This is a genomic window from Cobetia sp. 29-18-1 (assembly GCF_029846405.1).
GTDB lineage: Bacteria > Pseudomonadota > Gammaproteobacteria > Pseudomonadales > Halomonadaceae > Cobetia > Cobetia amphilecti.
The window spans coordinates 72,797-96,697 of the sequence record NZ_JARWKS010000006.1; the positions used below are offsets into that span (position 1 = coordinate 72,797).

Annotated in this window: 20 protein-coding genes; 12 read left to right on the top strand and 8 right to left on the bottom strand. The window is 63.2% G+C overall.

Features of this window, described 5'->3' with window-relative positions; all coding sequences use genetic code 11:
- Nucleotides 1–14 precede the first annotated feature (14 nt).
- From QD208_RS06445 to QD208_RS06465, 5 genes are all read right to left on the bottom strand, one after another.
- Entirely contained in the window at nucleotides 15–1,295 is a 1,281-nt protein-coding gene (locus tag QD208_RS06445; protein WP_043332137.1) for a TRAP transporter large permease, read from the bottom strand.
- Complete coding sequence (locus tag QD208_RS06450) at nucleotides 1,295–1,900, bottom strand: TRAP transporter small permease (RefSeq protein ID WP_054555982.1); 606 nt, start codon at nucleotides 1,898–1,900, stop codon at nucleotides 1,295–1,297. The genes QD208_RS06445 and QD208_RS06450 overlap by 1 nt, the downstream gene beginning before the upstream one ends.
- A gap of 206 nt (nucleotides 1,901–2,106) precedes the next feature.
- Nucleotides 2,107–3,153, bottom strand: a complete 1,047-nt coding sequence (locus QD208_RS06455; protein ID WP_225347963.1) for a TRAP transporter substrate-binding protein — start codon at nucleotides 3,151–3,153, stop codon at nucleotides 2,107–2,109.
- Between the two features lie 193 nt (nucleotides 3,154–3,346).
- Nucleotides 3,347–4,147 carry a putative hydro-lyase gene (locus QD208_RS06460; protein WP_279836258.1) on the bottom strand — a complete coding sequence of 267 codons (801 nt, stop codon included), beginning with the start codon at nucleotides 4,145–4,147 and terminating at the stop codon, nucleotides 3,347–3,349.
- A gap of 176 nt (nucleotides 4,148–4,323) precedes the next feature.
- Nucleotides 4,324–5,226, bottom strand: coding sequence for a LysR family transcriptional regulator (locus tag QD208_RS06465; protein WP_064503238.1), 903 nt, complete (start codon nucleotides 5,224–5,226; stop codon nucleotides 4,324–4,326).
- Between the two features lie 437 nt (nucleotides 5,227–5,663).
- Here QD208_RS06465 and QD208_RS06470 point away from each other — a divergent pair, with 437 nt between their 5' ends.
- The 5 genes from QD208_RS06470 (at nucleotide 5,664) to QD208_RS06490 (ending at nucleotide 10,895) form a co-directional block, all read left to right on the top strand.
- Entirely contained in the window at nucleotides 5,664–6,632 is a 969-nt protein-coding gene (locus QD208_RS06470) for a LysR family transcriptional regulator (protein ID WP_244995109.1), read from the top strand.
- Nucleotides 6,633–7,040: 408 nt separating this feature from the next.
- Nucleotides 7,041–8,069 carry a TRAP transporter substrate-binding protein DctP gene (gene dctP, locus QD208_RS06475; RefSeq protein ID WP_043332119.1) on the top strand — a complete coding sequence of 343 codons (1,029 nt, stop codon included), beginning with the start codon at nucleotides 7,041–7,043 and terminating at the stop codon, nucleotides 8,067–8,069.
- Between the two features lie 217 nt (nucleotides 8,070–8,286).
- Nucleotides 8,287–8,853, top strand: a complete 567-nt coding sequence (locus tag QD208_RS06480; protein ID WP_225347965.1) for a TRAP transporter small permease — start codon at nucleotides 8,287–8,289, stop codon at nucleotides 8,851–8,853.
- The gene (locus QD208_RS06485; RefSeq protein ID WP_107334940.1) at nucleotides 8,850–10,127 is read left to right on the top strand and encodes a TRAP transporter large permease; all 1,278 of its coding nucleotides are present in this window, start codon (nucleotides 8,850–8,852) and stop codon (nucleotides 10,125–10,127) included. Before QD208_RS06480 ends, QD208_RS06485 begins: the two co-directional genes overlap by 4 nt.
- Nucleotides 10,128–10,133: 6 nt before the next feature.
- The gene (locus QD208_RS06490; protein WP_225347967.1) at nucleotides 10,134–10,895 is read left to right on the top strand and encodes a M15 family metallopeptidase; all 762 of its coding nucleotides are present in this window, start codon (nucleotides 10,134–10,136) and stop codon (nucleotides 10,893–10,895) included.
- A gap of 126 nt (nucleotides 10,896–11,021) precedes the next feature.
- Here the strand turns inward: QD208_RS06490 and QD208_RS06495 are convergent, their stop codons facing one another.
- Nucleotides 11,022–12,299: a Zn-dependent hydrolase gene (locus QD208_RS06495; RefSeq protein ID WP_225347968.1), complete on the bottom strand. Its 1,278-nt coding sequence runs from the start codon at nucleotides 12,297–12,299 to the stop codon at nucleotides 11,022–11,024.
- 93 nt (nucleotides 12,300–12,392) lie between these two features.
- Nucleotides 12,393–13,229: an FCD domain-containing protein gene (locus QD208_RS06500; RefSeq protein WP_225347969.1), complete on the bottom strand. Its 837-nt coding sequence runs from the start codon at nucleotides 13,227–13,229 to the stop codon at nucleotides 12,393–12,395.
- A 230-nt stretch (nucleotides 13,230–13,459) separates the two neighbouring features.
- Here QD208_RS06500 and QD208_RS06505 point away from each other — a divergent pair, with 230 nt between their 5' ends.
- Nucleotides 13,460–14,893 carry an FAD-dependent oxidoreductase gene (locus tag QD208_RS06505; protein ID WP_225347970.1) on the top strand — a complete coding sequence of 478 codons (1,434 nt, stop codon included), beginning with the start codon at nucleotides 13,460–13,462 and terminating at the stop codon, nucleotides 14,891–14,893.
- 189 nt (nucleotides 14,894–15,082) lie between these two features.
- Here QD208_RS06505 and QD208_RS06510 read toward each other — a convergent pair whose 3' ends face one another.
- Nucleotides 15,083–16,309 carry an alpha-hydroxy acid oxidase gene (locus QD208_RS06510; protein ID WP_279836260.1) on the bottom strand — a complete coding sequence of 409 codons (1,227 nt, stop codon included), beginning with the start codon at nucleotides 16,307–16,309 and terminating at the stop codon, nucleotides 15,083–15,085.
- Nucleotides 16,310–16,567: 258 nt separating this feature from the next.
- On the opposite strand from QD208_RS06510, the gene QD208_RS06515 reads away from it, so the two are divergent.
- The 6 genes from QD208_RS06515 (at nucleotide 16,568) to QD208_RS06540 (ending at nucleotide 23,895) form a co-directional block, all read left to right on the top strand.
- Nucleotides 16,568–18,367 carry an aminoglycoside phosphotransferase family protein gene (locus tag QD208_RS06515; protein ID WP_043332109.1) on the top strand — a complete coding sequence of 600 codons (1,800 nt, stop codon included), beginning with the start codon at nucleotides 16,568–16,570 and terminating at the stop codon, nucleotides 18,365–18,367.
- On the top strand, nucleotides 18,360–19,262 hold the full coding sequence (locus tag QD208_RS06520; protein ID WP_043332107.1) for a GAK system ATP-grasp enzyme: 903 nt from the start codon (nucleotides 18,360–18,362) through the stop codon (nucleotides 19,260–19,262). The genes QD208_RS06515 and QD208_RS06520 overlap by 8 nt, the downstream gene beginning before the upstream one ends.
- The gene (locus tag QD208_RS06525) at nucleotides 19,259–20,452 is read left to right on the top strand and encodes an HprK-related kinase B (protein ID WP_052384350.1); all 1,194 of its coding nucleotides are present in this window, start codon (nucleotides 19,259–19,261) and stop codon (nucleotides 20,450–20,452) included. The genes QD208_RS06520 and QD208_RS06525 overlap by 4 nt, the downstream gene beginning before the upstream one ends.
- A 2-nt stretch (nucleotides 20,453–20,454) precedes the next feature.
- Complete coding sequence (locus tag QD208_RS06530; RefSeq protein ID WP_052384349.1) at nucleotides 20,455–21,447, top strand: NUDIX domain-containing protein; 993 nt, start codon at nucleotides 20,455–20,457, stop codon at nucleotides 21,445–21,447.
- A 135-nt stretch (nucleotides 21,448–21,582) separates the two neighbouring features.
- On the top strand, nucleotides 21,583–22,323 hold the full coding sequence (locus QD208_RS06535; RefSeq protein ID WP_225347971.1) for a histidine phosphatase family protein: 741 nt from the start codon (nucleotides 21,583–21,585) through the stop codon (nucleotides 22,321–22,323).
- A 279-nt stretch (nucleotides 22,324–22,602) separates the two neighbouring features.
- On the top strand, nucleotides 22,603–23,895 hold the full coding sequence (locus tag QD208_RS06540; RefSeq protein ID WP_279836263.1) for a metallophosphoesterase: 1,293 nt from the start codon (nucleotides 22,603–22,605) through the stop codon (nucleotides 23,893–23,895).
- The last annotated feature ends 6 nt before the right edge of the window (nucleotides 23,896–23,901 follow it).

The following is a 23,901-nucleotide window of genomic DNA, read 5'->3' on the forward strand; positions in this document are numbered from 1 at the left end:
AGGCAAAAGCGGCTTTACAGCGCCGAAGGCAGCCACAGCGCGATCTGTGGGAAGGCCACCAGCAGCGCGGCCATCACCAGCATCGCGCCCAGATACGGCAGGGTGCCGATGATGACGTCCGAGAAGGCTTCACCACGTCGTGAGGCCTGCACGATGTAGAGGTTCAGGCCGACTGGCGGGGTGATCAGTGCCAGCTCGACGAACAGGATCATCACGATGCCGAACCATACCTTGTCGTAACCGGCCGCCGCGATCAGCGGAGTGACGATGGGAATGGTGATGACCATCAGCGACAGGGTCTCGATGAAGAAACCGAGCACGATGAACAGTGCGATCACCGCCATCAGAAGCGCGAAGGGTCCCAGGTCATAGGCTTCGAGCAGGCCGGTGACCTGCTGGACCATGCCGGAGGAGGCCAGCGCGAAGTTGAGGAAGGAGGCCGCCATGATGATGAACAGGATCATCGAGGTGGTCTTGACGGTGCCGTCCAGCGCGCGGCTGATCATCGCCATATTCAGCGAGCGGTTGATGGCGGCGAGGCCCAGCGAGGCCAGCACACCGATGGCGGCGGCTTCGGTCGGGGTCGCCCAGCCCAGATAGATGGAGCCGACGATGACGATGAACAGCACCAGCAACGGCAGCAGGAATGACAGGCTCTTGATGCGGGTGCTCCAGCTGGCGCTCTGACGCGGGCCGCCCAGTGACGGCTTCCAGACACACAGCAGCAGCGAGGCCAGCATGAACAGCGCCGCCAGGCCGAGGCCCGGCACGAGGCCGGCCATGAACAGCTTCGGGATGGACGTCTCGGTCAGGAAGCCATAGACGATCAGGTTGATCGACGGGGGAATCAGGATGCCCAGGGTGCCGCCCGCGGCGATGCTGCCGCAGAACAGCTTGGCGTCATAGCCGAGCTTCTTGCCCTGGGGCAAGGCCACGGTCGAGACCGTCGCCGCCGTCGCTACCGAGGAGCCGGAGGTCGCCGAGAACAGCGCCGAGGTGGTGATGTTGGCGTGCAGCAGGCCGCCCGGCAGCCACGACAGCCAGTGGTCCATGGCGCGGTAGGCCTTCTCGGCGATGCCGGCGCGCACGATGATCTCGCCCATCAGCACGAACAGCGGAATCGCGATCAGCAGGAAGGAGTCCGCGGCAGACCACAGGTTCTGGCCCAGCGCCTTGGTCAGCGGGAAGAAGGAATAGAACTGGTCGATCCCGAAGGCGAGCAGGAAGAGGGTGACCGCAACGGGAATGCCGGCCAGCAGCAGGGTGAGGATACCCACCGAAAGAAAGCCCAACATCAGCGAGTCTCCTTGGTCGTGGAGGCAGCCTGGGCCAGAGCCCCTTCGCTTTCTCCGTGATCGGGGCCGGCCAGTGTCTCGAGCGTGGTGGTATCACGCAGACAGGCGGCAACGAGAACGCGCAGTCCCAGCACGCTGGTGGTGATCGCGAACCAGGCATAACCGGACAGCCACAGCAGCTGCGGAATCCACAGCGGTGTCGCCAGCGGGGTGTTGGCGGTGGAGCCGTTGCTCAACGACTTGCCGAGCACCGGCCAGGCATTGATCAGAATCACCCAGGCCACCAGGTTCAGCGCCAGCATCGCGAGGATATCAAGGGTGTGGCGCGAGAAGGCCGGCAGCTTGCCGTGCACGACATCGATACGGATGTGGGCGCGCTCCATCAGGGTGTGGGAAAGGCCCCACGCCGAGAGCATCGCCAGCACATACCCGGCATATTCGTGCACGCCGGGCAGCGGATGATTGAACAGTTGGCGCATCAGGATCTCGGCGCCGATGAAGACCACGACGGCCAGCAGCAACAGGCCCATCAGGCGTGCGGCGTGGCGTGATATCGCGCGTGTCAGTGACACGAGGACATCGAGTGCGTGAAGGAAGGAGTTCATGAGTCGGGTCCTGCTGGGGCGCTGAACGAAGGCCGCTTTCTCGAGAAAGCCTGCTTATGAAGCCTGCTTTTGAAAGCTTGCGCTTGAATACACAGGCGCGAGTCGTTCAGCGCTACGTCTCTGGGGAACATGTCTGCCACGTCGGGACAGGGCGGGGCTATCGGCACCTGCTCGCGAACAGGCTTCGGTGAGCAGGTGCCGCTGGATCACTCCGCGCTGGCGGTCAGGCCGACGACCTTGCCGACGCTCTCGTTCCAGGTCTTGCGCGTCTCGGCATCGACACGCGCCGCCCAGGCAGGCAGGACGGTGTCTTCGAGCGCCGCACGTGCGCGCTTGGCGTCGTCGTCGCTGAAGTCGACCAGCGTCATGTCGGCGCTCTTGCCCAGCGGGCAATCGCCTTCACCGGTCAGGCAGGCCACGCCACGCGCGGTCTCGCCACGCGCGTTTTCCCACACCGGCGCGGTGAACTCGCTATCCACCTGTTGCTGGATCAGAGTCTGGGTCTCGGCGCCCAGGCCCTGCCACTTGTCCTGATTGATGGCGGTGATCACGTAATCCCAGCCACCCAGCGGCAGCGGCATCAGGTGGCTGGACACTTCATGCCAGCCGGCGCTGTAGCCGGAGAGCGAACCGGTGACGGCGCAGTCGATGACGCCACGCTCCAGGGAGCCGGGCACCTCGTTGAAGGCGATGTTGAGGCTCTGTGCGCCCAGCGCCTCGATGAACTCACCGGTGGAGCGGCCGCTGGCACGCACCTTCTTGTCCTGCAGGCCATCGAGCCCTTCGATCGGGGTGTTGCAGAACAGCACCTGAGCCGGATACGGCACGATGGCCAGCACGTGGCTGTTGAAGCGCTTGTTCATGGTGGACTCCGCCAGGGGGCGGAAGGCCTCGGCGACCTGCTGCGCTTCCTCGGCAGTGGGGGCCATCATCGGCAGGTCCAGCCCTTCGAGTTCCGGCGCATCGGACACGGTGTAGTCGGCCACGGTCATGCCGACATCGAAGACACCATCGCCCAGATAGCGATAGACGTCGGAGCCGGGGATGCCCATCTGGTCGAAGGTGGTCACCTGGGTGCTGAGTTCACCGTTGCTGGCGGCCGGGAGGGTCTCGCTCCAGAACGGCTTCTCGAACTGACGGTTGAGCTCCAGGCTGCTCCAGCTGCCTACCACGTTGAGGGTATCGGCAGCATTGGCGCTACCGGCGGCGGCGAGTGCGAGACCAAGGGCGGAGAGGGCAAAACGTGTCTTCATGGGAATCACCATTGTTGTTGTGCATCTGGTGTTATCGGAAAAGCTTGTTGGCTGCATCTTTGCGGGGTGTGTCTTTCCCGCTGCTGTCCTGTGCGTTGCTGTGCTGTGTTTCGATTCGCGGTGCGTCCCTGCACTGCGCCGGGCGTGATGAGTGCGGATTTCTCTCATGCCCGGCAGTACGCCTGGCAGCAGGTCATCCGTACTTGAGGCGATGATTGGGAATGTCGGTAATCAGCATGTGCCCCGGGCTATGCGCGATCGCCAATGGCAGTCGGGCATTCTCCAGCGCCAGTTGTGGTGTGACGCCACAGGCCCAGAATACCGGCATGTCACCTGTCTCAAGCGTAGGCGCATCGCCGAAGTCGGGGCTTTCGATATCGGAAATACCGATCAAGGCGGGGTCGCCCAGATGGACGGGGGCACCGTGCACACGAGGCATGTCGGTGGTGATCTGGATCGCGCGAATGGCGTGCGCCGCCGACATCGGGCGCAGGGATACCACCAGGTTGCCGTGGAAACGACCGGCACTGATCAGCGGAATATTGGTGCGATACATCGGCACGTTGCGCTTCAGGCGCGCATGGCGAACCTCGACACCCTCGTTGAGCAGTGCCTCTTCGAACGAGAACGAGCAGCCGATGGAAAACGCCACGAAATCGTCCTGCCACAGGGCGGCGATATCCTCGCGCGTTTCCTCAAGCTTGCCGTGACGATAGATGTGGTAGGCCGGCAGGTCGTGGCGCAGGTCGATGTTATCACCGAGCCCTGTCGGGGCGGGAGAACCGACGGCCGTGACATCCAGCAACGGGCAGGCCTTGGGGTTGGCCTGGCAGAATTGCAGGAATTCGCCGGCAGCCTCGGCTGGCAGGATGATCAGGTTGGTCTGGGCGTAGCCGGCAGCGATACCGCTGGTGTGGCTGGCCCAATGACCGCTGCGGATCTGCTCGCGCGCCTCGCGGGGGGACGACGCGGCACTGAGAAGTGTCTGGGGCATCGTTGGAGCTTCTTGTGAAGTTGTTGTTGTCTGTCTTCACCATAAGAAGCGCACTCAGATAAATCCAATCGATTTTTATCGAGTTAAGCCATCGGAAATTCCTTTCATGTGGCGCGGGTCAGTAGAAACATCATGGCCGAAAGGGACGCTATGCAGGGTATGAAAGCCCGATAAGATCAGGCGATTCGTGAATGCGCCTCCTGATCCTGGCGGGCGATCTCGATGGCGAGTTCACACACGCCTTCGGCGAGGGCGCTTTCCATATGGGTCGGCCAGGAGGCGGTGAAGGTCAGTTCGGGCAGGTCGCAGGGCAGGCTGAGCAGGGTGCCCTGGCGGATTTCCTCGGCGACGATGCGTGGCGGGATGGCGCCGACGCCCAGGCCATCCAGGGTCATGCGCACGATGGTCCATAGCGAGCTTGAGCAATGCAGCTTCACGTCATCCAGCCCCATCTGATGGAGCATGGAGCCGAGCTCATGGTGGGGTCGGCTGTTGCGGGCAAACGAGATCAGCGGCAGAGAATTCAGGCGCCGCAACGAGAAATTGTCTTCGGTGAAGCCCAGCGCGGGACTGATCACGAAGCCCATCGTGTAGTTGCAGAGAAAACGATTGAGCACGCTCTCTGCCGTCACCGGCCCCATCAGAAAGGCGAGGTCGATATCGCCGGCGGTGAGCATGGCGGCAAGCCCGGGGGAGCTGTCGACCTCGAGTTCCAGCGTGAGGTCCGGGTAGCGGCGCGCCAGTTCGGCCAGAAAGCCGGGCAGCCAGCTATGCGCGACGGTCTCGACGACGCCCAGTCGCAGCACGCCCTGGAAGGGCGTATTCAACTCCATCATGGATAGCGCTTTCTGGCGCGCCTCCAGCAACGCCTCGGCGTGGCGATAGAATTCGCGCCCCTTGAGCGTCGGCTGTACCGGTCGGCGAGTGCGCTCCAGCAGGCGGGTCTCCAGCGTGGTTTCCAGCTTGTTGATACGTTCGGAAATCGAGGGCTGGGTCAGATGCAGATGCTGGGCGGCCAGTCGGAACGACCCCAGGCGCGTGATCCACACGAAGGCTTCCACTTCCTTGAAATCGAACATGGCCAGATCCTGTCGTGATTGATGCCGCAAGCTTGGGCTAACATTACCACTCGTTGAGAAATTGCGTTCTCGATGGCGTGTATTCCGGTACGATATGGGGCATCGAGAAATGTGTATTTTCATGAAAAGGAATGATGATGAAGTCTAGCGTGCGAGTTGTCAGTCTGGTGATGCTGAGTGCCCTTTTCATGGCAGGGTGCAGTTATACACCGGCGCGGATCGATGCCGAGCCTATCATCGAGATCGGTGATGGACACCATGACCACAAGCGTGGAGGCGGCGGCTTCTGCCCGCCGGGGCAGGCCAAGAAAGGTAACTGCTGATCACGCCGAACCAGAAGGAGCCGCTCATGCGGCTCCTTTTTCGTTGTCGATCGCTTCCCGATATGGGCCTCTGGAGTCGCTCGGTCTGCAAGGATATCCTGCGTGATCCGAGTCTTGCCTCTTCCTCCACTGCTGCTGGCGGGTACTGTCTCCATGCTCAATCCCAAGGCGCTGACGGCGCTGAATGAAATCATCCGCCGGGGCTCACTGCGCCGAGCGGCGCGACATCTGAATCTCGACCCTTCAGCGGTGAGCCGCCAGATCAAGCAGCTGGAAGAAGAGGTGGGTGTCGCGCTGTGCGAGCGCAGCGAGACGGGCATGCGCGCCACCCAGGCCGGGGTGTTGCTGCTGGATCACTTTCATCGCCAGCAGGCGGCGGAGGCGGCAGCGCTCTCGCAGCTGAGCGCCTTGCAGGGCCTGCGCAGTGGTGAGGTGAGAATCGCGGTGGGCGAAGGCTTCATTGCCGATCTGATCTCGCTGCCGTTGCAGAGCTTCATGGCACGTCATCCCGGCATCGAGGTCGTGGTGCGCATGGCGGGGGTGAATGAGGCGACTGAGCTGTTGCGCGACTTCGAGGTGGATATCGCGCTGCTCTACGCCCCGCCTGTCGATCCGATTCTTTGCTGTCATGTAGAGACCTGTCAGCCGCTGGATCTGATCGTGCCGGCGGAGCATCCGCTACTCGAGATTGCAGAGCCGTTGACGCTTTCGCAGGTGGCACAATGGCCGCTGGCGTTGATCGATGAATGCACCGGTATGCGTCAGATGGTCAATCAGGCGGCGCAGCAGGAGCGCGTCTCGCTGCGCGCGCAGTTGCGCACCAATTCCGTGTCGGTGCTCAAGAATTTCGTGCGTTCGGGGATCGGCGTGACCTTCATGCCGGAGTTGAGCGTGGTGGAGGAGCTGCGGCGCGGCGATATCTGCCTGTTGCCGATGCAGCACCCCGCGCTGGCGACGACCCGTGCGCAGATGTGTACGCGGCGTGGGCGCGAGATGACCGTCGCCGTCGAGGCCTGCGTCACCCATCTTCAGCAGGGCCTGCGATTCTTTACCGCGGATGCGCCACGCCTGCTGGGCAAGTGACGTTCGCCATGTGATGTTCGCCACGTGATATTCAAGCAGCGTCGCTCGACGCACAGGTCAGGGTATCGGTGCTGACGGGCGCTTGTTCAGCTCTATCTCCTCACACGGCTGTCCCATTGCACAGGCCATTCTCTCGCTCAGTGCAGCATTTCACAGAACGTCCCGACTGCCCCGTACAGCCCATGCTGGCGGGGCAGTCGTCGTCAGGAAGGGCACTATTCAGGCGCTTTTTCAGGTGTGGACGAAAAAACAACACTCAGGCGATTGATTAGTCTACAGCGGCAACGCTACTTTCGATGTGTGAAGGCGAAAGTCCCTCACCTTGACTGGCCGCAGGGCCACACTGACAAAGGCGGCGTCACTCCCGCCGCATACAACGAATATTTACAACAACAAAAGGGAATCCACATGTCCTTGTCCAAGACATCTCTGCTGCGCAAGACGCTCACCGGTTCCACTCTGGCGCTCAGCCTGCTGGCGGCCAGCGTGCAGGCCCAGACCATCAACCTCAGCTACAACGGTGCGCCGGATGCCGACAAGAATGCGGTGCATGTCTTCGCCAGCAATCTGAAGACCCTGGTGGAAGAGAAGACCGACGGCGAGCTGGAACTCAAGCTCTATCCCAACAGCATGCTGGGCGAGGAGCAGGAGCGCATGGAGCAGGTGATCAGCGCCCCGAACCTGAACATCGCCTCCTTCGCGGGCATGGCCCCCATCGTGCCAGAAGTCTATGTCAGCGCGACGCCGTTCATGTTCGACGGCTTTGATGAGGCGCGCCGTTTCTTCGATGAGGGGCAGTACTGGCAGCAGGTGCAGCAACTGTTCAGCGAGCGCACCAATGGCGCCGAGATTCTGGCCGTCGTCGAGGAAGGGGGCTTTCTGGCCTTCACCAACGACAAGCGCCCGATCACCAGCCCTGATGATTTCGAAGGCCTGCGTTTTCGCGCGATGGACCCAAGCCAGGTAGCGCTCTACGAGGCCTTCGGTGCCTCGGGCACGCCGATTCCGTGGACGGAGGTCTACATGGCGCTGCGCACGGGGGTGGCGGATGGCCAGATGAACCCGCCGATGTACATCCTGCTTGGCAGTCTGCAGGAAGTGCAGAAGTACCTGACACTGGCCAACATCCAGTATTCCGATCAGTTCCTGGTGGCCAATGGTCAGCTGCTCGAGAGCCTGTCGGACGAGGAGCGCACGGCACTTCTCGAGGCGGTTCAGGAAGCCAATGCCCAGGCCCGTCAGGACAACCAGAACCAGGTCGAGTCACGTATCGCCTCGCTGGAAGAGCAGGGCATGCAAGTGATCCGTCCCAGTGAGGCTGATCTCGAGGCATTTCGCAGCAAGGGCCAGCCGGCCTACCTCGAATGGCTCAAGAGCCAGGACATCGCGCCAGAGCTGATCGACACCGCCATGAAGGATGCTGGCCTGTCCTCGTGATGGCCTGTCGCGATGGTCTTTCGAGATGGCTTGTTGCGATGGTCTGTTGCGATGACCTGACACGCTGACACGCTGACACGCTGACTCGGTGAAAGGCGAGTGACGCTCAAGTATCAGCGAGCATCCCGCTGCGGTACCCGGTGCCCGGGCAGTGACAGTCCGGGCATCGAGGCTCTGAATTTCCCTCCTTGCTGGTGGATTGCGGTAAATGACTTCCATGACTCCTTCACGACAGCCTTCCCTGCGGGAAGGCCTGCTGCTTGCCTGTGGCCGTGTGACACTGGCGATAGCGGCAGTACTGCTGGCTTCCACGGTGCTGATCATGCTTTACGGCGTGGTGATGCGCTATGTACTGGGCGGCGCTCCCATCTGGGTCGATGAGCTGACCCGCTATCTCATCATCGCCAGTGTCATGCTGGCGATCGGCGTCGTCTGGGCGGAAGGGGCGCATATGCGCGTGGCGCTGCTGGAACGGCGTCTGCCTCCGCGCATGGCCACGGCGTTGGTCCATTACCAGTGGTGGCTGACGCTCGTGCTGATGGCGGGCGCGACCTGGATGACCTGGCACTACGCCATGTCGGCAAGCATGTTCCGCACCATGGGGCTGGGCGTCAGCCGCAGCGTGCCGATGCTGTCGATGCCGATCGGCTTCGCGCTGATCACGGCCCAGGTGCTGCTGCATGGCCCACGGCCACTGACATCCCCGGCGCTTGAGATCGCGCCGGACGAGGAGGTCGACGAGCCTGCGACACACGATGACAGGAATGGAGGGCCACGCACATGATCTGGGCAATGTTGGCCATCTTCGTCGTGCACGTGCTGCTGGGCCTGCCGCTGTTTCTCTCCCTGCTCGTCACCGCCGTGACCGGCTTCCTGTTCGTCGATATTTCGATGCTGGAGCGCCTCGGGCCACAGCAGTTCTTCGGTGGCATCAATGCCTTCTCGCTGATGGCGATTCCGCTGTTCATTCTCGCCGGCAACCTGATGAACATCAGTGGCCTGACCGAACGCCTCATGCGTCTTGCACGCCTGATGGTCGGACATCTGCGCGGTGGCATGGGCCATGTCAATGTCGTCTCCAGCGTGTTCTTCGCTGGCGTCAATGGTTCGGCGGTCGCCGATACTTCCGCGCTGGGCTCGCTACTGGTGCCGGCCATGCGCAAGGAGGGCTATTCGACTTCCTTTGCCGCAGGTCTGACGGCGGGCAGCTCGTTGATCGGGCCGATCATCCCGCCCAGCATCTTCATGATCCTCTACGCTTCGCTGACCAACACCTCCGTGGGCAGCCTGTTCCTGGCCGGTGTCGTACCCGGTCTGGTGCTGGCGGTGGCATTCATGGCGATGAATGCCTGGTATGCCCGGCGTCATGGTCTGCAGGCACGTGGCCAGGCACCGGCACGTCGCGAAGTGATCGCGGCGGTCATCGGGGCACTGCCTGCGCTGGTGGCACCGGTGATCATCGTCTCCGGTATCGTGCTGGGCATCGTGACCCCGACCGAATCCGGCGCCTTGATCGTGGCCTATGTGCTGCTCTGCGGCTTGTGCCAGGGGCCGCTCAAGCTTGTTGATGTGTGGGGTGCCATCAAGGACACGGCGCGTCTGACCAGCGCCATCTTCGTGATCATGGCGGTGTCGTCCATCGTCAGCTGGCTGCTGTCCTATGCCCAGGTGCCCAATCAGTTCGTGGCATTGCTGACGCCTTATATCGACAGCCCGATCCTGATCCTGTTGCTGCTCAGCGCCATCACCTTCGTCACCGGCATGTTCATGGAGGAAGTCTCGGCCTTGATGCTGCTGACGCCAATCTTCGTGCCTGTGGCCATGGCCGCCGGCATCGACCCCGTGCACCTGGGTGTCATCATCACGCTCAATATCACCATCGCGCTGATCACGCCGCCGATGGGCGCCTGCGTGTTCGTGGCCGCCGCGGTCAGCAAGCTCGAGATCACCTCGCTGTTTCGCACCATCTGGCCGTTCGTGCTGGTGGCGGTCGCGGTGCTGCTGATGCTGATCATCTTCCCGCCTCTTACCCTGTGGTTGCCGACCCTGTCTGGATAACAACTCATGACGTCAACATTGAAGCGCCCAATTCCCCCCATCCCGAGTCATGATGAGCCGGACTGGACCCAGGTCACCCGAATTCCCGTCAAGGGCTGTGACAGTACTCTGGTGCCGACCAGCCTCGGGCCGTCATGTCTGAAGGTCTATCCCGCCTACGCGCGCCTCGGTATCCCCGGGGCGGTCAATGAATGTCTGGTGCGGCGTGCGGTGTATCAGCGCCTGTTGCAGGCCGCGCGCGCCTTGCCGCAAGGGCTGTCGTTGGTGGTGATGGATGGCTGGCGTCCCTGGCGGGTGCAGCAGTATCTGTTCGAGACGCTGTATCAGTCGCTCAAGACGCATGACCCCGAGCTTGATGAGGCCCAGCTGCTGGCGCGTACGCGCGAATTCGTCTCGCTGCCCAGCCGTGACCCGGACGCGCCGAGTCCGCATCTCACCGGCGGCGCCGTCGATGTCACCCTGTGTGACGCCGATGGCTTGCTGCTCGAGATGGGGACGCTGTTTGACGAGGCGACCCCCGAGTCCCACGCGGATCATTTCGAGCGTCATCCGCCTGCCGGCGATACGCCCCAGGCCGAAGCACGCGACAATCGGCGTCTGCTCTATCACGTCATGACCGAGGCCGGTTTCACCAATCTGCCCAGCGAATGGTGGCACTTCGATTTCGGTGATCAGCTCTGGGCCTGGTACCGCGGCGAACCCGAGGCGCTGTTCGGTCCGGCGGAGATGGACAGCATCGAGAGTCTCTGGAAACGCTCACTGGCGTGAAGGTGTCAGAGCATGCCTGACAGCCGCTGGCCTGCAAGACACGAAAGCCCCGCTCGATGGCGACTCGAGCGGGGCTTTCGTTTCAGCAGCTTATGCGATCAGCGTTCAGCGGGCCGTGCCTGATGCTCAGCTGACGATCTCGGCCTGATCGAGCATGGCATGGAAGAGCACGTTGCAGCCGGCGTGCAGGTCCTTGGGCGCGGCGTTCTCGATCTCGTTGTGGCTGATGCCGCCTTCGCAGGGCACGAAGATCATGCCGGCGGGGGCGATACGGCCCATGAAGATGGCGTCGTGGCCGGCGCCGCTGACGATGTCGAGATGCGAGTAGCCGAGCTGGCTGGCGGCATTGCGCACCGCGTTCACGCAGTTGTCGGCGAAGTGTTCCGGCACGAAGTCGGCGGTGGGGGTGAGCTCGTAGGTCAGGCGATGCCGCTGACTGACGGCTTCGACGACCTCTTTCAGCTCCGCGACCATCGCGGTGAGGGAGTCGGGTTCCAGCGAGCGCAGGTCGATGGTCATGTTGACCTGCCCGGGGATGACGTTGCGCGAGCCCGGGTGGACCTGCATCACGCCCACGGTACCGCGGCCATGCGGCGCGTGATCGATGGCGATGCGATTGACGGCGACGGTGATCTCGGCCGCGCCAAGCATGGCGTCCTGGCGCAGTGACATGGGCGTAGGGCCCGCGTGCGCCTCCTGACCGGTGAGGGTCAGATCGAACCAGCGCTGACCCAGCGCGCCCATCACCACGCCGATGGTGGTCGCTTCATCTTCCAGAATCGGGCCCTGCTCGATGTGGCTCTCGAAGAAGGCGCGCACGTTCTCGCGGGGGATCTCATCGCTGCCGCGATAGCCGATGGAATCCAGTGCCTCGCCGGCGGTCACGCCGTCGCTGTCCTTCTGGGCGAGCATCTCGTGCAGTGACAACTGGCCGGTATGCACGCCGGACCCCATCATGCAGGGCGCGAAGCGACAGCCTTCTTCATTGGTCCAGACCACCACTTCCACCGGGCAGCGGGTCTTGATGTCGTGCTGGTTGAGGCTGCGCAGGACCTCAAGCCCGGCCATCACCCCGAAGCAGCCATCGAACTTGCCGCCGGTCGGCTGGGTGTCGATGTGGCTGCCGGTCATCACCGCCGGTGCGTCCGGATCGGTGCCGGCGCGGCGCGCGAAGATGTTGCCGATGGCATCGATACGGATCGTGCAACCCTCGGCCTTGCACCACTGAATGAAGAGGTCGCGCGCCTGGCGGTCCAGCTTGGTCAGCGCCTGGCGGTTGACGCCGCCCTTGGGCGTGGCGCCCAGCTCGGCCAGGGTCATCAGTGATTGCCACAGGCGATCGCTGTCGGTGCGCAGCTCGCTCAGGGTATTCGCGGGCGATGTGTCCATCTGGGCAGTGGTCATCGGCTTCATCCTCTCGTGGATATTGTTGTTGTGCTTCCGGTTCTGCTCTTGTATCAATTCCGCTCCTGTTTCGGTCCAGACTTCGGCTTCGGGTCAGGCTCTGCTGTCGGCCATCAGCTGCGCGGGGGTGACGAGCAACTGGTCGGCCATTTCCACCTCGAGTGCCGTCATGTGGTGCTCGGCATCCTGCATGTGTTCTGTCATGAGCTGTCTGACCTGCTCATGGTCCTCGTGGCGAAACGCCGTGATCAGGCCGGAGTGGTAATGCTGATTGGCCTGGTCGAACTGCTTGCGCTCCGGCAGGTAGGCCTTCTTGATGACGACCAGCTCATGCAGCATGTCGTTGAGGAACTGGCACATGAAGCTGAGCAGCGGGTTGGGGCAGGCGCGGGCCAGCACCTGATGGAATTCGATTTCCAGGAAGCGCTGGCGCCGCTGGTCCTCGTCCTGTGGCTGGTGACAGCTGCAGTCATGGACATTGTTCTCGAGCGTCACCAGGTCCTCTTCGCTGAGCAGGCCCACCACCGAGACCGCCATCTCGACTTCCAGCAGTCGGCGTAGCTGATAGACCTGAGCGCCATTGAGCGTCTTGAAATGCAGGAAGCTCCTCAGCATGCGGCTGGCCGGTTCCATGCTCGGCGCATTGAGCACGGCGCCGCCATTGGGCCCCGTCTTCAGGGTGATCAAGCCCTCGACCTCGAGAATCTTGAGGGCTTCGCGCAGCGTGCCCTTGGCGCAGCCGTACTGGGCCATCAGCGCCTTCTCATTGGGCAGCCGGTCGCCTTCGCTCAATCCATCGAGCACGATGCTGCGCCTCAGATCATCACTGATCAGCTCGGCCAGCTTCTGGCGCTTGGGCAGGTGGGCGCCGGAGGCGTTGGCACTGGTGCTGGCACGTGAAGTGTCTAGGGGGGAGGGCGATGTCGGCATGCGATGTCCTGAGCGGCAGCGAGTCAGTTATATTTATTCGTATAAATAAGCTTTAGTCGCGGACTCGAGCGCTGTCAAACCCCAAGGTGGCCTCAAGCGTTGCGCAGGCGATCACGCCAATGATGCGTCGCATCAAAGGCAGCGCATTGGCGAAGTCATGCGTGTCAGTCTTGAAAAGCACCTGGTCTGACATAAGGTTTCTATATTCGACCCCGCTAAAGGAGGCCTCTATGGAAACGCATGATCCTCAGCCAACGCGCGACGCCGATATCGTCATTGTCGGTGGCGGTGCCGGCGGACTCGAGCTGGCGGTTCGCCTTGCCAAGGCAGGCCACAAGGACGTCTTGCTGATAGACCGCGACACCAGTCACGTATGGAAGCCACGACTGCATGAGATAGCGGCGGGCCTCGGGCGGCGTCAGGTCGATGAGCTGGGGTATTCCGGTCTGGCCGAGCAGTGGGGGTTCCGCTATGAGTGCGGCACACTCGAAAGCGTGGACCCTGAACAGCGCCAGATCACCCTGGCGGCGATCCCGGGCAGGGAAGACCACGCGAGCGCCGAGGTGCCGGCGCGCGTCAGGGGCTATCGTCAGCTGGTGCTGGCCCTGGGCGGTGTGACGCCGGACATGGGGGTCGAGGGTGTGCTGGAGCATGCCTGCCTGCTGGATTCCCCTGATGACGCCGAGCGCATCGCCCAGCAGTTCTCGCGTGGCCTGCTGGCCAATCATGTGGCGATGGAAAGAGCACCGACAGGCGATGCTGGCCTGTCAGCCACCCAGGGCGGCGCTCAGGTTGGCACTGAGGGAGGCACGCAAGATAGTGCCAAGGAGTCCCCGGGGCGGCCGTATCAGGTGGTGATCGTCGGCTCCGGCGCCACCGGTGTCGAACTGGCCGCCTACCTGCATGAGGCGCGTGGCATGCATGACGCCCCTGCACCCAAGGGCGCGAAGGTCGAGATCACGATTCTCGAGGCCACCGAGACCTTCATGCCCAGTGTCTCACAGGAACTGCGCGAGTCGATCCATCAGCGACTCGAGGAGCAGGGCATCAAGATCGAACTGTCGCGTCAGGTCGCCAAGGTGTCCCCCGGCAGTGTCGAGATCAGTGAAGGCGACGAGTCGGTGACGCGGGACGCGGATCTGGTGGTCTGGGCAGCAGGGCGTGTCGGGCCTGCCATCGTCGAGGAAATCGATGCCCTGGAAAGCAACAAGAAGCGTCAATTCACGGTGACGCCCGGGCTGCAATGCCTCGGCCACGACAGCATCTTCGCGCTGGGCGATTGTGCCAACATCGATGAGGCACCGCTGCCGCCCACCGCTCAGGTGGCCAGCGAGCAGGCCGAGTTTCTCGCCGATGAACTGCCGCGTCGCCAGCAGGGTGAGCCGGCTCAGGCCTTCGAGTTCAAGGACCGCGGTACCTTGCTGTCACTCTCCAGTGCCGGCAGCGTCGGTGAGCTCAGCGGCAAGTTGAGTGACAAGCTGGGCAATGCCCAGGGCAACAAGGGCAATGATGATCTGCAGGTGAGAGGACGCTTCGCGCGCGCCGCCTATCAAGGGCTGCAGCGCCAGCACCAGTTCCTGCTGCTGGGGCCGCTGAAGGGCTCCGCCGAGGTGGTCAGTGACGTGCTGCGCCGAAGCATGGGGCCGCGCCTCAAGGTGCACTGAGTCTTGAGCGGATCTTGAGTGTGCCTTGAGCGGGTATTGAGAGGCTCTTGAGTGATTCTGGAGAGGCGCTTGAGTGAGCCTTGAGAGAGTCGCCACCCAGTGATGACAGGCCGACATGCGCCGTGGTGGATTCCACTGGCGCATGTCGGCCTTGTGCTTTTTCAGGGCGTTATTGCCCCGCCGTCGTGTTCAGGAGGTCGCGCCCAGCGCGTCATGAGGTTCCTGGCGGCGTGATTCTCGCGCTGCTTCGGCTTCGCTCTGCGAGCTGGCCACCGGATAGGTGCCGGGCCTGAGAATCCGCGTGTCCACGTCGTGGATATCACGCAGTCCGCACAGGGCTAGCGTGGTGTCGAGTTCCTTGTGGATGATCTCCAGGGACTTGGTTACGCCTTGTTCGCCCATGGCGCCGAGCCCATAGAGGAAGGCGCGCCCCAGATAGACGCCCTTGGCGCCCATCGCCACCGCCTTGAGCACATCCTGTCCGGAGCGGATACCCCCGTCCATGTGGACCTCTGTCCTGTCGCCGACTGCCGCGAGAATGTCCGGCAGGGCGGAGATGGAGGAGGCGGCACCATCCAGCTGTCGTCCGCCGTGGTTGGAGACGATCACCGCATCGGCGCCTGCCTGCACGGCCAGCTCGGCATCTTCCGGCTCCATGATGCCCTTGATGATCAGCTTGCCGCCCCAGCGGTCCTTGATCCACTTGATGTCGTCCCAGCTCAGGCTCGGATCGAACTGGCTGGCGGTCCATTTCGAGAGGGAACTCAGATTCTCGGCATCCTTCACGTGGCCGGCGATATTGCCGAAGGTGTGGCGCCTGGTCTTGAGCATGCCGGCACACCAGCGCCACTTGGTGGCCAGATCGAGCACGGTCGCCACGGTGGGGCGAGGGGGCACGCTCAGGCCGTTGATCAGGTCCTTGTGGCGCTGGCCGATGATCTGCAGGTCAGCGGTGAGTACCAGCGCGGAACACTCCGCGGCCTTGGCGCGATCGATCAGTCGTCCGATGTAATCCTTGTCGCGCATCACGTAAAGCTGGAACCAGAAGGGCCGTGAGCTGACGGATGCGACGTCCTCGATGGAACAGATGCTCATGGTCGAGAGCGTGAAGGGGATACCGAAGTCACTCGCCGCGCGCGCGGCCAGCATCTCGCCATCGGCATGCTGCATGCCGGTCAGGCCAGTCGGTGCGATCGCCACCGGCATGGCCACCTCCTCGCCGAGCATCTTCGTGCGCAGAGTGCGATTGTCCATGTCGACCATCACCCGTTGGCGCAGTCCGATCGCGGCGAAATCGGCCTCGTTGGCCCGATAGGTGGACTCCGTCCACGAGCCGGAATCGGCATAGTCGTAGAACATCTTCGGCACGCGGCGTTTCGCCAGGCGTTGCAGGTCATTGATGCAGGTGATGGTCATGCGGGTCTCCATCCGTGGTGGGTCGCGCGGGGGTTGGCAGGGTCGCTTGCGCTACTGTCACCGAATCCGGTCTTGTCCAGCTATAGGCGATACGTCTAGGGGGAGGCGTTCGGGTGGTGGAATTCAATGAAAAAACCGCGCTTCAGCCCGGCCGACCACCCACAAGACAGTCGATTCCTCCAGCGCGTGTCGCGGATTGTCATCTTTGAGTGGAATACTATGGCATTGGGATGATTTCCGAGTGGATGGAGAGATGGCATGGATCAGGCCTGGCCTGAAAGCACGCGCGACAACCTTCGATTTCTGTGTTCGGAAGTGGATAGCCAATATGGCTGGCTGCAGGCGTTCGTGTCCGCGCCGACGGCGGCCATGGCGCGCAAGCTGCTGGAGCGCCAGGGGTACGCCGAGAACCTCTGCCAGCGTATCGAACAGGCATGCCCTGAAGCCCGAAACCACAAGCGCTCGCACGCGCGGGCCCGCTTCCAGCAGAGCCTGGTCGAGGTCGCCAGTGGTCTGGCACGGCTCAGTGAGCTGGCGCGCAGTTGTCTGGAGCAGCTGATTCGCGTCGATGATGTCCAGCTGGTCGATGATATCGTGCTGGTCAAGTCGCTGCGCCGTGTGCGTCGCGGCATTCTGCGCAGCGAGATGTCGCTGGAGAACGGCTCCCTGTCCCTGGCCCTGAAGCTTGCGCGCAGTCGCGAGAAGCTGAAGCGGGACAGTGAAGGCCGCATCCGGGCACTCACTGGCCAGCTCAAGAAGAAGCGCGCTCCCGCCGAAGACCTGACACATCTGCTGTTCGTGGCCCGGGAAATCAGCCAGATGGGCGAGGTGCTGGGGCAGTTGGGTGAGGCGGTCATCTCGGCAACCCTCGGTCAGTCACTCAACTTCGAGCGCTATGCCTCGCTGACGCACCTGGTCAATGAACTCGGTGATGGCAGTCAGACGGCGGGCGAGATGCGCGTCGACACTTTGGCCGAGACACGCTCCGGCAGCCGGATCTCGGGGATTGCCAGCGAGAAGCCCAGTGGGAGGGCTGTTGAGAAGGTCAGTGACAAGGGCAAGCCGGCCAACGACAAGCAACAGGGCAGCAAGAACAAGGCGAGCGAGTCCAATGGCAGCAAGTCCAAGGACCGCAAATCCAGGGACCGCAAGCCAACCGGCGATCTGCCGCTGACCTCGCCGGAGTATCTGGCCATCTTCAAGGATGGCCTGGGGCGCAAGGTCGAGGAGGAGCGTCAGGGCGTCGAGCGCTGGCACGACATCTATCCCGGCATCGCCCCCCGCATCCTCTCGCATCATCAGCAGGGCGACAGCGCGGCACTCTTGATCGAGCACCTGCCGGGCATGACCCTCGAGCATCTGTTGATCAACGAATCGTCACGCCTCAATCGTACCGCCCAGCAGGCGCTGGTCGAGACGCTGCACTCGGTGTGGACCACCACCCGCCGCGACAAGCCGGTCACTGCAGGGCACATGCGCCAGCTGCTCAAGCGGCTGAGTGATGTCTATCAGATCCATCCGGAATTTCGCCACTGCGGTGCCTCGCTGTGTGGGCGCGAGATGCCCTCGCTGGAAGCGTTGATCGAGCAGGCCGCAGGTAGGGAACGTTCGCTCGAGGCTCCCTTCGCCGTCTATATCCACGGCGACTTCAATGTCGACAACATCCTCTTCGATCCGGCGAAGCAGAGCATCCGCTTCATCGATCTTCACCGCTCGGCCTATCAGGACTATGTGCAGGATGTGTCCGTGCACATGGTGTCCCATTACCGTCTGCAATTGACGGATGCGGCGCTGCGGGCCCGTATTCTGGCGCTGGCCCTGAGTTTCGGTCAGCAGATGCGTCGCTTTGCCCATGAGCAGGGCGATACCACCTTTGAATGGCGTCTGGCACTTGGCCTGGCGCGCTCCTTTGCCACCTCGACACGTTTCATCCTCGATGCCGGGCTGGCAGGGCGCATGTTCAACCGCGCACGCTTTATACTCGAGCATGTGCTTGGCGCCGACCCTGAACGGCCGGCCGATTACCGTATTCCCCTGGAGGAGTTGTTCGTTGACTGATTTCAAGATTGGCGTCGTGGGTATTCCCGGCAAGTGGTCGACCGAGGTGCTGGCGGATGCCATCGAAGCACGGACGGGCTTTCGTCTCGTGATCGACATGGCGGCCGTCTCGCTGGACCTGTCCCGCAACTGCCTCGAATTCCGTGACTCTGCCGGGGTGCGTCATGACCTGACCGAGCTGGATGCCCTGATCGTCAAGAAGATCAGCGCGGAATATTCCCCGGGCAGCCTGGACCGCCTGGAGCTGCTGCGCGTCGCCGAAGCCAGGGGCGTGCGCGTCTTCAGCAGCGCGGAGAGCATGATTCGCCTGATCGACCGCCTGAGCTGCACCGTCACGCTGGCCAATGCCGATATCCCGATGCCGGCCACACTGGTCACCGAAGACGTGGCGACGGCCTGCGAGGCCGTCAAGCACTTCAAGGCCGCCGTCTTCAAGCCGCTTTTCTCCACCAAGGCACGGGGCATGTGCATCATCGAGGACACCGGCGATGATGCCGCGCTGGAAGCTGCCGTGCGTGAGTTCGCCGCCGAGCACCCGATGATGTATCTGCAGCAGCGCCTCGACCTGCCGGGGCAGGATTACGGCATGGTCTTCGTCGGGGGCCGTTATCTGTGCAGCTACGCCCGCGTCAGTGGGGGCGATGCCTGGAATACCACCATCCACGCCGGTGGCAAGTACGCGCCCTTCGAGCCCTCCGAGGAGCTGATCGCGCTGGCGCAGCGTGCCCAGGCGCCGTTCAAGCTCGACTTCACCACCGTCGATGTCGCGCTGACCGACGATGGCCCGATCATCTTCGAAGTCTCGGCCTTCGGCGGCTTCCGCGGCGCGCTGGAAGGTGCCGGTGTCGATGCGGCCACCGCCTATCTCGATCACGTGATGGAGTGTCTGGCATGAGCGCGACGACCTGTGACAGCCCGGCCAGCCTTGCCACGCTGCCCTTTGCAGAGTGGACGGCCGCCGCCTGCTTCACGGCGCTGACGCCGTCGCGCCAGTGCCTGAGCGAGGCGCTACTGTTCGAGGTGGATGACTTTCGCCTGTGCGTGAAGACGGACATGCCACGGCTGCTGCAACGTCTGGCGACATATTTTCGCCATTGCGCGCGCATTGTGGCGCTCGACAATGTGCCGAGGGGAGCCAGGCTCGTGCATGTGCTCGAGGCGCCGGCCCTCAAGGACACGCCAGCGGCAGCGAGACTCGGCATCGTGCCCGAGGCCTTCGTCGATTGGATGCCGGAGCCCGGCAAGACACGCCGCAAGGACGCCATTATCGACCTGGCCGACGGGCGCCTGATTCACAAGGTGCGCACGGGCATGGCCTTTCTGCGCAGCAACGACCACAACCTGGCGTTCGGGCCCTGTGAAGACAATGAAAGCCAGGTGATCAACTTCCTGCTCAATCTGCACATGTCGCATCTGCAGCAGAATGACGGCTTGATCTGTCACGCATCGGCGCTGTCGAAGGGCGATCGCGCGGTGGCCATCGCCGCCTTCTCCGGCGGCGGCAAGTCCACCACCATGGTGAAGGCGCTCGACAATCCCGAGTTCGACTTCATCAGCAATGACCGGCTGTTCCTGGACCGCCCCGGGCGGGAGGGAACGCTGCGTGCCCGCGGCGTCGCCAAGTTGCCACGCATCAATCCCGGCACCATGCTCAACAATCCGCGTCTGCGCCCGCTGCTGGACCCCGCACGTATCGCAGGCTATGAAGCGATGCCGCAAGAAGCGCTGTGGGATCTCGAAGAGAAGCACGATCTGATCATCGAGGACGTCTACGGCCCCGGGCGTATCCGCGCCAGTGGCGAGCTTGCAGCCATGGTGATACTCAACTGGACGCGCGGCAGCGAGGCGCCACTCGAGGTGCGCGAGGTCGAGGTCAGCCGCAGCGAAGCGCTGATACGCGCGGTGATGAAGACACCGGGGCCCTTCCACCAGCAGCGGGATGGCCGTTTCGTGCCCAATGGCGCAAGCCTTGATCCCGCGCCGTATCTGGAGCGCCTGGCGGCAACCCGCGTGCTTGAGGTGACCGGGCGCGTGGACTTCGCCGCGCTGGTCGAGAACCACCTGACCCCCTTGCTGGAGGCTTGAACATGCGTCGTGAACTGCTGTTGATGCGCCACGGAAAGTCGGACTGGTCAGTGGCAGCTGACGACTTCCATCGACCCCTCAAGGAGCGCGGCAAGCGCGGCGCCCAGCGCATGGGGGCCTGGCTTGCCCAGGAGGCGCTGGTACCGGATGCCATCCTGAGCTCGCCGGCCCTTCGCGCGCGCGCCACGGCTGAAAAGTGCGTGAAGTCGATGGGCCTCGGCGTCGACATGATCGAGCTCAAGCCTGCGCTTTACTGCGAGGACGAGGCGCCGCTGCTCAAGACGGTGCGCGCCTGCCCGGACAGCGTGCAGCGACTGATGATCATCGGCCATAACCCGGCATTGGAAGATGCGCTGGTCTGGCTGACCGGCAAGCGGCCGCGTCCGCCCAAGGAGACCAAGCTGCTGCCGACGGCGGCGGTGGTCAAGCTGACCTTCGAGGGGCGCTGGGAAGACCTGCGCTCCGGTCAGATGAGCCTGGAGCTGATCCAGCGCGTGCGTGCCTTGCCGGATGGCTTCCCCTGGCCATTCCCGGCCGGTGAGGAGCGCCGCGAACGCCCCGCCTATTACTACCGTCAATCGGCCGTCCTGCCCTGTCGTCTGCAGGGGGAAGGCGAAGATGCCCAGTGGGAGGTGCTGCTGATCGGCTCTTCCTCCAATCGTCACTGGAGCCTGCCCAAGGGGATCGTCGAGCCGGGCATGAGTCCGCTTGAGTCCGCGCTCAAGGAAGCCCGCGAGGAAGCGGGCATTGAGGCGGAGGCGCTGGACCACGCAGCGCTGGAATTCAGTTACGAGAAGTGGGGCGCTCCTGTCGCCGCTAGTCTGCACGCCGTGAGAGTCGTGCATGAGCAGGAAGAGAGCGAGCGGGAGGAGCCGCATCGCAGTCGGCGCTGGGTGGCGGCGGAGGTCGTGCCGAGCCTGTTGAAGAACCACGAGATGGGGCACGCCGCCATGGCGCTGCTGGCACGGCTTGAGCAGTCGCGCCAGGCGACGTGAGTGCGGGAGACTGGCGCCTTTAGCTCCATCAGCTCCATAAGCTCCATTGGCGCCACTAGCACCGTACGAGGCGACGCATGGCGAGGACCGCCAGCATGAATCAATACCGAGTGAAGACGGGAAGAGCGACGGCCGATGACTGATGAACCGACAATTCGACGTGTGGCATTGATTCGTCATGCCGATTATCACCAGCAGATTGATACCCCGAGCGCGCTGCAGCCGTTTCCCTTGACCCGTCGCGGTGAGCGTCAGGCGCGTGAGGGAGCCGAGGAAGTGCTGACGCTGTGTCAGGCACATGGCTGGCAACCGGCCAGCACGGTACATGCCTCCAGCCTGTTGCGTGCCTGGCAGACGGCGCAGGTGATGAACGAGGTCATGGGTGACAGGACAGAGCGTGAGTTCTCGCTCATGGCACATGATGCCCTGTGGGAGCGCAGTCTGGGCAGCGCCGCCAATCTGACCACGGCACAGATCGCCGAAGCGGTGCGTCATGACCCGCGCGTGGATTTCCTGCCGGCCGACTGGAAATCCAACAGCCACTTTCGCCTGCCGCTGCCGGGAGCTGAATCCCTGATGCAGGCCGGTCAGCGGGTGGCCGACTTCATTGCTTCGCTACCGGCTTCCTCAACACCTTCTGTCTCGGCTCCCACATCCCCCCCCACATCGGGCGCCACGCTGACGCTGGTCGTCGGCCATGGCGCAGCGCTGCGCCATGCGGCGCATCTGCTGGGCGTGCTGGACTTCGACCAGATTGCCGGGCTGAGCATGCACCATGCGCGGCCGGTGGTCATCGAGGAAACTCCGCCTGGGTCATGGCGGCATGTGGCTGGCGAGTGGAAGGTGCGCCAGCGTCACGAGCCCGCGCAGGACTGAGTTGGCGGCCAGCCGGCGGGGTACTGAAGTGCAGAGAGCGGGCGGGGTGCTGGAGAGCAGGGGATGGGCGGAGTCATTGACAGCAGAGAAGCAGGCCAGCGCATCAGCGTGATACGGGCCTGTCATCTTTCTGTGATCAAACGGTCATAAGCTTGTCGCCCTGTGCCCGTGACCTCATTCCACATTCCCCCGGATGGGCCCCAAGGAGCGGCAAGGCGCTTGCTTGCCACAAGCCGGTGAGTTCAACGAGGCAAGCAGATGCCACAAGGAGATAGCCCAATGACCCTCAGTCCCCCCATGAGCGACGCCGTACCGCGTTACCGAGGCCCGACGCGTTATCTCAAGGCGCTACCCAGTCACGCGGCTCAGTGGCCCGAGACACATCAGCACCTGCGCGCCGGTGACAAGGTGTCCCGCGCCGCTCGCAAGCTGGGCAGCAAGGACTGGCCACGCCGCGATGTCATCTTCATCTCCGATGCGCATGCCGACGCGGAAGCCTTCATCGCATCTCTGGTGGCCAGTGGCGGTGTGCGCCTGACCTCGCGGGACCACCTGGTATTGACGGCGCGGGGCAAGCGCAGCGTCTTCGTCATCGGCGGTGATTGCCTCGACAAGGGCCCCAGCAATCTGGAGCTGCTGGAAGCCCTGCGCACCTTGATGCGCAGCGGGGCGCGTCTCAAGTTGCTGGCGGGCAATCACGACATGCGGCTGATGCTGGCGCTGATGCGGCTGAGTCATGATGATTCGGCGCGTACTGATCATCTGTTCGTGCGCATGGGCGCCAAGGGGCTGGCGCTGCTCAAGGAAGTCTTCGATCACTACCTGGCGGACAGACCGCGGGCGATGAAGAGCATTCCCTCGCGAAGTGAGTGTCGTCGGTGCCTGTACCCGGGGCCGGACTGGGCGGAGCAGTTTCGCAAATCGGCAGGCCATGTGCTCAAGGGGGAGGCGCTGGAGAAGGAGATCACTCGCCTGAGCGCCAAGGCCGATGGCTTCGAGCATGCCTGTGAGAAACACGGTCTCTCGTTGCGCCAGACCTATGCCGCCGCGCTCAAGGCCCACGAGCTGTTTCTCAAGCCCGGCGGGCGCTTTGCCTGGTTCTTCGACGAGATGCGCCTTGCCTATCGCAGTGGCGCCTTCCTGCATGTCCATGCAGGCGTGGATGATGCCTTCGCCAGACGACTCGGCCGCCAGAAGGTCTCGCAGGTCAATCAGGAATTCCGGCGCATCCTGCGCGAAGACCCGTTCACCTTCTATTACGGTGAGCTGGCCAATGTACTGCGCACCAAATATCGCAAGAGCGACATGGTGCTGAGCGCCGCAGGCGTCAAGCGCCTGCACAAGGTTGGCATTCGTGCCGTGATGCATGGTCACGTCAATCATCAGGCGGGCCAGCAGCTGGGCTGGCGCCACGGCCTTCTGCATATCGAGGGCGACGTCACCCTGGATCGTAATTCACGCCGCAAGGAAGGGCTGGATGGCGTGGGCATGGGGGCGACGCTGATAGAAGCCTGTGGACGCATCGTCGGCATCAGCAATGACCATCCCGAGGTCAAGGTCTACGCGCCCTGAAACACG